This is a genomic window from Oscillibacter sp. KLE 1728, assembly GCF_934833455.1.
GTDB lineage: Bacteria > Bacillota > Clostridia > Oscillospirales > Oscillospiraceae > Oscillibacter > Oscillibacter welbionis.
Map to the genome: position 1 here is coordinate 1 of NZ_CAKVVF010000103.1, position 6510 is coordinate 6510.

General features: G+C 62.4%; 5 protein-coding genes. All 5 read left to right on the top strand.

Annotated elements, in window-relative coordinates; translation table 11 throughout:
• Positions 1 to 223: 223 nt before the first annotated feature.
• Positions 224 to 2464 carry an ATP-binding protein gene (locus QVE23_RS09950; protein ID WP_287967295.1) on the top strand — a complete coding sequence of 747 codons (2241 nt, stop codon included), beginning with the start codon at positions 224 to 226 and terminating at the stop codon, positions 2462 to 2464.
• Positions 2465 to 2555: 91 nt separating this feature from the next.
• Positions 2556 to 3377, top strand: a complete 822-nt coding sequence (locus QVE23_RS09955) for an Mrp/NBP35 family ATP-binding protein (RefSeq protein ID WP_119311769.1) — start codon at positions 2556 to 2558, stop codon at positions 3375 to 3377.
• Positions 3378 to 3575: 198 nt separating this feature from the next.
• Complete coding sequence (locus QVE23_RS09960) at positions 3576 to 4154, top strand: xanthine phosphoribosyltransferase (RefSeq protein ID WP_021750465.1); 579 nt, start codon at positions 3576 to 3578, stop codon at positions 4152 to 4154.
• Between the two features lie 113 nt (positions 4155 to 4267).
• Positions 4268 to 4897, top strand: coding sequence for a hypothetical protein (locus QVE23_RS09965; RefSeq protein ID WP_025544726.1), 630 nt, complete (start codon positions 4268 to 4270; stop codon positions 4895 to 4897).
• 28 nt (positions 4898 to 4925) lie between these two features.
• Positions 4926 to 6467, top strand: a complete 1542-nt coding sequence (gene guaA / locus QVE23_RS09970) for a glutamine-hydrolyzing GMP synthase (protein ID WP_119311770.1) — start codon at positions 4926 to 4928, stop codon at positions 6465 to 6467.
• Positions 6468 to 6510 lie beyond the last annotated feature (43 nt).

The window sequence follows — 6510 nt, forward strand, 5'->3', positions numbered from 1 at the left end:
CGCCGACAGCTTTGTTAGAATACCAAATCCTTCCCCTTTTGTCAATACCTTTTTCGAGGTTTTTTTATTTTTCTGATTGCTGTGGCGATTTCTCCGGCTTTCGTCCCCTTTCCCCTTGCGCAGGTTGGGAAAATAAGCTGTGCAAACGGAGGCGACAGTGGTATAATGTCCATGGAAATAAAATGTATACATAGTAGGAGGGATTGATCTGCGGATTCATCGCATGACCGCCACCTTCGGCAAACTCCAGGGCCGGTCTTTGGAGCTGGGGGACGGTCTGAATATCATCGAAGCCCCCAACGAGACTGGAAAGTCCACCTGGTGCGCCTTTCTGCTCTCTATTTTATATGGTGTCAACAGCCGGGAGCGGGACCGCGCTGGTTTTATCGCGGATAAAAACCGCTTTGCTCCCTGGTCAGGCGCGGCCATGTCCGGCCGGATGGACTGCGGCACGGAACTGGGGGAGTTGACTCTGACCCGCGCCACCCGGCGGCAGACCAGCCCCATGGGGGAATTCAGTGCCGTATACGCCGGTACCAACGAGCCTGTGCCGGGCCTGACCGGTGCCGCCTGCGGCGAGACCCTGCTGGGCATCAGCCGGGAGGTCTTTGAGCGCAGCGCCTTTATCCGGCAGAATAACCTGCCCATCAGCCAGGACGCCGAGCTGGAACGGCGCATCGCGGCCTTGATCTCCTCCGGAGAGGAGGGCACCTCCTATACAGAGGCTGCGGATGCCCTGAAAAAGCAGCTGAATCGTCGCCGCCATAACAGGACCGGGCAGCTCCCCGCTCTGGAGACGGAGCTGGCCGAACTGGACCGTCAGCTGTCGGAGAGCAACTCTCTGGCCCGGCAGCTGGTGCAGGCCCGCTCCGAGGTCGAAGCTCTGTCCCGTCGGGCGGAGATCCTACAGGCGGAACTGACGGACTGCGACCGCTGGGAGGCCGCCCAGCGCCGCCAGGCCCTCTCCGGTGCCGCATCGGCGGCGGAACAGGCAGAGGTCCGCGCCGCGCAGGTGCAGGAGCGGCTTCAGCAGGACCAAATCCCGGAGAACGAGACCATCGCCCGGCTCCGCGGCGCCATCGTCAATCTGGAGACCACCCGGAGAGCCGTGGACAAGGCCCGGTCGGAGCGGGACGAGGCCATGAAGGCATTGCTGCGGGCGGAGGCCGCTGTGAATGAGAGTCCCTTTGCCGGGCAGAGTCCGGAGAGCGCCCGGCGAGAGGCCGCAGGAACTGAGAACGAGCCTGTCAAATGGAATCCGGTCCCCGGCGTGCTGACTTTTTTAATTGGTGTCCCACTGTGTTTCGTCGTGACCTATGCGGTACTTTTTCTCACAGGCAGCCACAGCAAGCTGCTTGCGCTTCTCACCATGCTAGCCGGATTCTCCTGCGTGTGCGCCCTCGCTCTCTTTTTGAAAAAGCGGGCGTTTCAGGCCGGCTGGGCAGAACTCCGGTTGAAGCGCTTCGGCACCGCGGACCTGGATGCCATCCGCCAGCTGGCTGAGGATTACGCCAAGCTGTGCGAGGCCCGGGACGCCGCCCAGGCCAGTGTCAACGCCAAGTCCGCCGCAGCGGACACCTTATATAGTAGTCTCTCCTCCAACGAACAGGGCATCCTGCTGGAGGTCCGGCGCTTCGCTCCCGACGCCTTCGACATCCCCACGGCGGACCAGCTGCTCCGGGCCTGTGCCGTCCGGCGGAAGGAGCTGGCGGAGGCGGAGACCGCCGCCCGGGAGGCACGGATGCGCTATGAGCTTCAGGTCCAGCAGGCGCCCGCTCCCGGCACGCCGGAGGCGGATGTCCCCGCTCCCGTCCGGAGCCGGGAGGCCATCTCCACGGAGCTGGACCGGGTCCGCGCCGCACTGGCGGAGGCCCGCTCCTCCGCGGACCGTCTGGACGGCCAGCTCCACGCCGCGGGCGATCCCGCGGTGCTGCGGGCTTCTGCCGAGGACCTGGCTGCCCGAAAGGAGCGGCTGGAAACGGAGTACAGCGCTCTCCGGCTGGCTATGGAGGCACTGGAGGGGGCCAACACCGCCCTGCAGAACCGCTTCTCTCCCGCTCTGGGCCGCCGGGCAGCGGAGATCTTTTCCCGACTGACCGACAACCGCTATGCCGGTGTGGTGCTGGACCGGAGCTTCCGCCTCTCGGCAGAGCCTGTGGGAGACCCGGTGTTCCGGGATGCCGCCCTGCTCTCCGCCGGCGCGCTGGACCAGCTGTATCTGGCGGTGCGCCTGGCCATCTGTGAGCTGGTGCTGCCGCCGGAGAAGCAGGTGCCCATCGTGCTGGACGACGCCCTGGCCAATTTTGACGACAGCCGCTGCGCTGCGGCCCTGCAGTTTTTGAAAGAGGCCGCCGGGAACCGGCAGATCCTGCTCTTCACCTGCCACAGCCGGGAGGGGGAGTTTTTTGCCGGAGACAGGGAAGTTTTCGTCCAGCGGTTGACGGATGCGGCGGTAGAGGTATAAGATATGGAATGCTCCCCGTTCCCCGCAGCGGCGGGGCCGGGAGCCTGTGTTTATCAATTACGCGAAAGCGAAAAAAGGAGATATCCATACTATGAGCGAATGCACCCACGACTGCTCCACCTGCGGCGAGAGCTGCAGCGAGCGGCAGGAACCCCAGTCCCTGCTGAAGGAGCACCATCCCGAAGCCCACATCGGTAAGGTGTTCGGCATCGTGTCCGGCAAGGGCGGCGTCGGAAAGTCCATGGTCACCAGCCAGCTGGCGGTCACCATGCGCCGCCGGGGCCATCAGGTCGGCATTCTGGATGCCGACGTCACCGGTCCCTCCATCCCCAAGGCCTTCGGCATCCACGGCCAGGCCACAGGCAGCGAGGCGGGCCTGTATCCCATGGTGTCCAAAACCGGCATTCAGGTGATGAGCACCAACCTGCTGCTGCCCAACGAGACGGACCCGGTCATCTGGCGGGGCCCGGTCATCTCCGGCGTGGTCCAGCAGTTCTGGACCGACGTGCTGTGGAACTGCGACTACCTGTTCGTGGATATGCCGCCGGGAACCGGCGATGTGTCCCTCAGTGTGTTCCAGTCCATTCCCCTGGACGGCATCGTGATCGTGGCCTCTCCCCAGGAGCTGGTGAGCATGGTGGTGGAGAAAGCCGTGAAGATGGCAGAGATGATGGAGGTCCCCATCGTGGGCCTGGTGGAGAACATGAGCTATGTCACCTGCCCGGACTGCGGGAAGCAGATCCATCTCTTCGGCCAGGGCAAAACTGCCGAAGCTGCGGAGCGCCACCATCTGCCCGTGCTGGCGGAGATGCCCATCGACCCGGCCCTGGCCGCCCTTACCGACGCCGGAGACATCGAGTCCTTCCAGGGCAGCTGGCTGGAGGCTGCCGCCGACAAGCTGGAGGGGAAATAATGCCCAACGCCGCGCCGTGTCCTTCCACGGCGCGGCGTTTGCCGCGTTTTGTCCGTCCTATGCAAATCCACCGGAGGAAGCACCTTCTTTTTGTGGGCAAAAACAGTTGCAAAATCCGGCAGGATTCGAGATAATAGAAAAAGATCAAATTTGGCATAAAACCATGCAAAATACAGACAGATCGAGGGGGAATCACCCATGCAGGAACTGAAAGACCGCATCGTGAAAGAGGGCAAGGTGCTGCCCGGCAACATCATCAAGGTGGATGGTTTTCTGAACCACCGCATCGACACGGAGCTGATGGACCATATCGCAGAGGAGTTCGGCAAACACTTCAATATGGACGAGGTCACCATGATCCTCACCGCCGAGGCCAGCGGCATCGCCCTGTCCGCCATCGTGGCCCACCACTTCCACAAGCCCATGATCTTCGCCAAGAAGGCCAAGAGCGACAACATCGAGGGCGGCCTGTACCAGAGCGACATCTTCTCCTACACCTATAAGAAAAAGGTGACGCTGCTGGTTTCCAAGGAGTGGCTCTCCGCCGACGACAAGGTCCTGATTATCGACGACTTCATGGCCAACGGCGAAGCCATGCGGGGCCTGTGCGACATCGTCAACGCCGCCGGTGCCACGCTGGTGGGCATCGGCTGCGCGGTAGAAAAGGGATTCCAGGGCGGCGGCGACCGGCTGCGGGCCGCGGGTGTGAACCTGAAGTCCCTGGCCATCATCGAGTCCGCCGAGCCCGGCAACATCGTCTTCCGGGGCGAGGACTGATCCTCTGCATTTTCCGCGGCACTCTGTAAGATTCGTCTCTTTTTTCCGTCTGATAGGATAGCGGAACGATCGTTCCCTATCTTCCGGCGCATCAGAAAAAGGAGGACTTTTCCATGAAACGGCCCCCACTGTTTCTGGTACTGCTGACCCTGGCCCTAGCGCTGCTCCCCAGCTGTACGCCGCCGGGAGGCGGAGCCGACGCAAAGCCGGTCATCTACCTCTATCCGGAGGCGGAGACCGATGTCACCGTTACCCTGGACTATGACGGGGAACTGACCTGTGTTTATCCCGTCATGAATGGAAATTCCTGGATGGTCACCGCCAGCCCCGACGGGACGCTGACGGACGCGGTCGGTCAGACCTACAATTACCTCTACTGGGAGGGCGTCAGCCGGACGGAATATGACTTCTCCCAGGGCTTCTGCGTACCAGGCAGGGACACCGCCGCCTTTTTGGAGGACACCCTGGCCACTCTGGGTCTGAACCGCCGGGAGGCCAACGAGTTTATTGTCTACTGGCTGCCCCACATGGAGGGGAACGCCTATAATCTGATCGCCTTCCAGACAAGTTCCTACACGGACCATGCCCGGCTCACGGCAGACCCGGCGCCGGACACGGTGCTGCGGGTCTTCATGGCCTGGAAGCCGCTGGACCGCTCCGTGGAGCTTCCGCCCCAGACGCTGGCCGCCCCGGTGCGTACCGGCTTCACCCTGGTGGAGTGGGGCGGCGCAGAGATCTCATAAACCGAATTTACACAAAGGAGGAATTCCCTTGTCTCACCAGACTGTCATCGTGCTGGACTTCGGCGGACAGTACAATCAGCTCATTGCCCGCCGGGTCCGGGAGTGCGGCGTCTACTGCGAGGTAAAGCCCTACACCACCCCGCTGGCGGACATCCGCGCCATGAATCCCATCGGCATCATCTTTACCGGTGGCCCCAACAGCGTGTATGATCCCAAATCCCCCCAGGTGGACCCGGCCATTTTCACCTGGGGCGTGCCCATCCTGGGCATCTGCTACGGCTGTCAGCTGATGGCCCATAACCTGGGCGGCCGGGTTACCGAGGCCCAGGACGACTCCGCCCGGGAGTACGGCAAGACCGAGACGTATTTCGATTCGGCCTGCAAGCTCTTCAAGGGCCTTCCCGCCCAGGGCATCACCTGGATGAGTCACGGGGACTACATGGAGAAGGTGCCGGAGGGCTTCGCTCTGGTGGCCCACTCCGACGCCTGCCCCAATGTGGCCATCTGCGATGAGAGCCGCGGCTTCTACGGCGTCCAGTACCACCCGGAGGTCAATCATACGGAGCATGGCACCGACATGATCCGCAACTTCCTGTATGAGGTCTGCGGCGCAGCGGGCGACTGGACCATGGGCGACTACAAGGAGACTGCCATCCGCCAGATCCGGGAGAAGGTGGGGGACGGCAAGGTGCTGCTGGCCCTGTCCGGCGGCGTGGACTCCTCCGTGGCGGCAGCCCTGGTAGCCGAGGCCGTAGGCAGCCAGCTGACCTGCGTGTTTGTGGACCACGGCCTCATGCGCCTGAACGAGGGCGACGAGGTGGAGGAGGCCTTCAAAAAGTGGGACATCAACTTCGTCCGGGCCAACGCGGAGGAGCTGTTCCTCTCCAAACTCTCCGGCGTCAGCGAGCCGGAGCGCAAGCGGAAGATCATCGGGGAGGAATTCATCCGTGTCTTTGAGGCGGAGGCCAAAAAGATCGGCCAGGTGGATTACCTGGTCCAGGGCACCATCTATCCCGATGTGATCGAGTCCGGCACCGGCGACGCCGCCGTCATCAAGAGCCACCACAACGTGGGCGGCCTGCCGGACTATGTGGACTTCAAGGAGATCATCGAACCCCTGCGGATGCTCTTCAAGGACGAGGTCCGTCAGCTTGGTCGGGAGCTGGGCCTGCCGGAGTATCTGGTCATGCGCCAGCCTTTCCCGGGTCCGGGCCTTGCCATCCGGGTCATCGGCGAGGTGACGAAGGACAAGCTGGACACTCTGCGCCTGGCAGACTTCATTTTCCGGGACGAGATCGCTAAGGCCCATCTGGAGGGCACCATGAACCAGTATTTCGCGGTGCTCACCAACATGCGTTCCGTGGGCGTTATGGGTGACGGCCGGACCTATGACTACACTCTGGCTCTCCGCTCTGTCACCACCACAGACTTCATGACCGCCGACTGGACCCGTATTCCCTACGAGGTGCTGGACCGGATCAGCGTGCGGATTGTCAACGAAGTGCCCCATATCAACCGGATTGTGTACGATATCACGTCCAAGCCGCCCGCTACGATCGAGTGGGAATAAGTAAAAAGTGGATATGAGAGCCCGCAAACCCGCATAAACACTG

Coding starts and splice junctions, on each gene's coding strand:
- QVE23_RS09950 (WP_287967295.1), top strand. CDS start 224: ATGACCGCCACCTTCGGCAAACTCCAGGGCCGGTCTTTGGAGCTGGGG.
- QVE23_RS09955 (WP_119311769.1), top strand. CDS start 2,556: ATGAGCGAATGCACCCACGACTGCTCCACCTGCGGCGAGAGCTGCAGC.
- QVE23_RS09960 (WP_021750465.1), top strand. CDS start 3,576: ATGCAGGAACTGAAAGACCGCATCGTGAAAGAGGGCAAGGTGCTGCCC.
- QVE23_RS09965 (WP_025544726.1), top strand. CDS start 4,268: ATGAAACGGCCCCCACTGTTTCTGGTACTGCTGACCCTGGCCCTAGCG.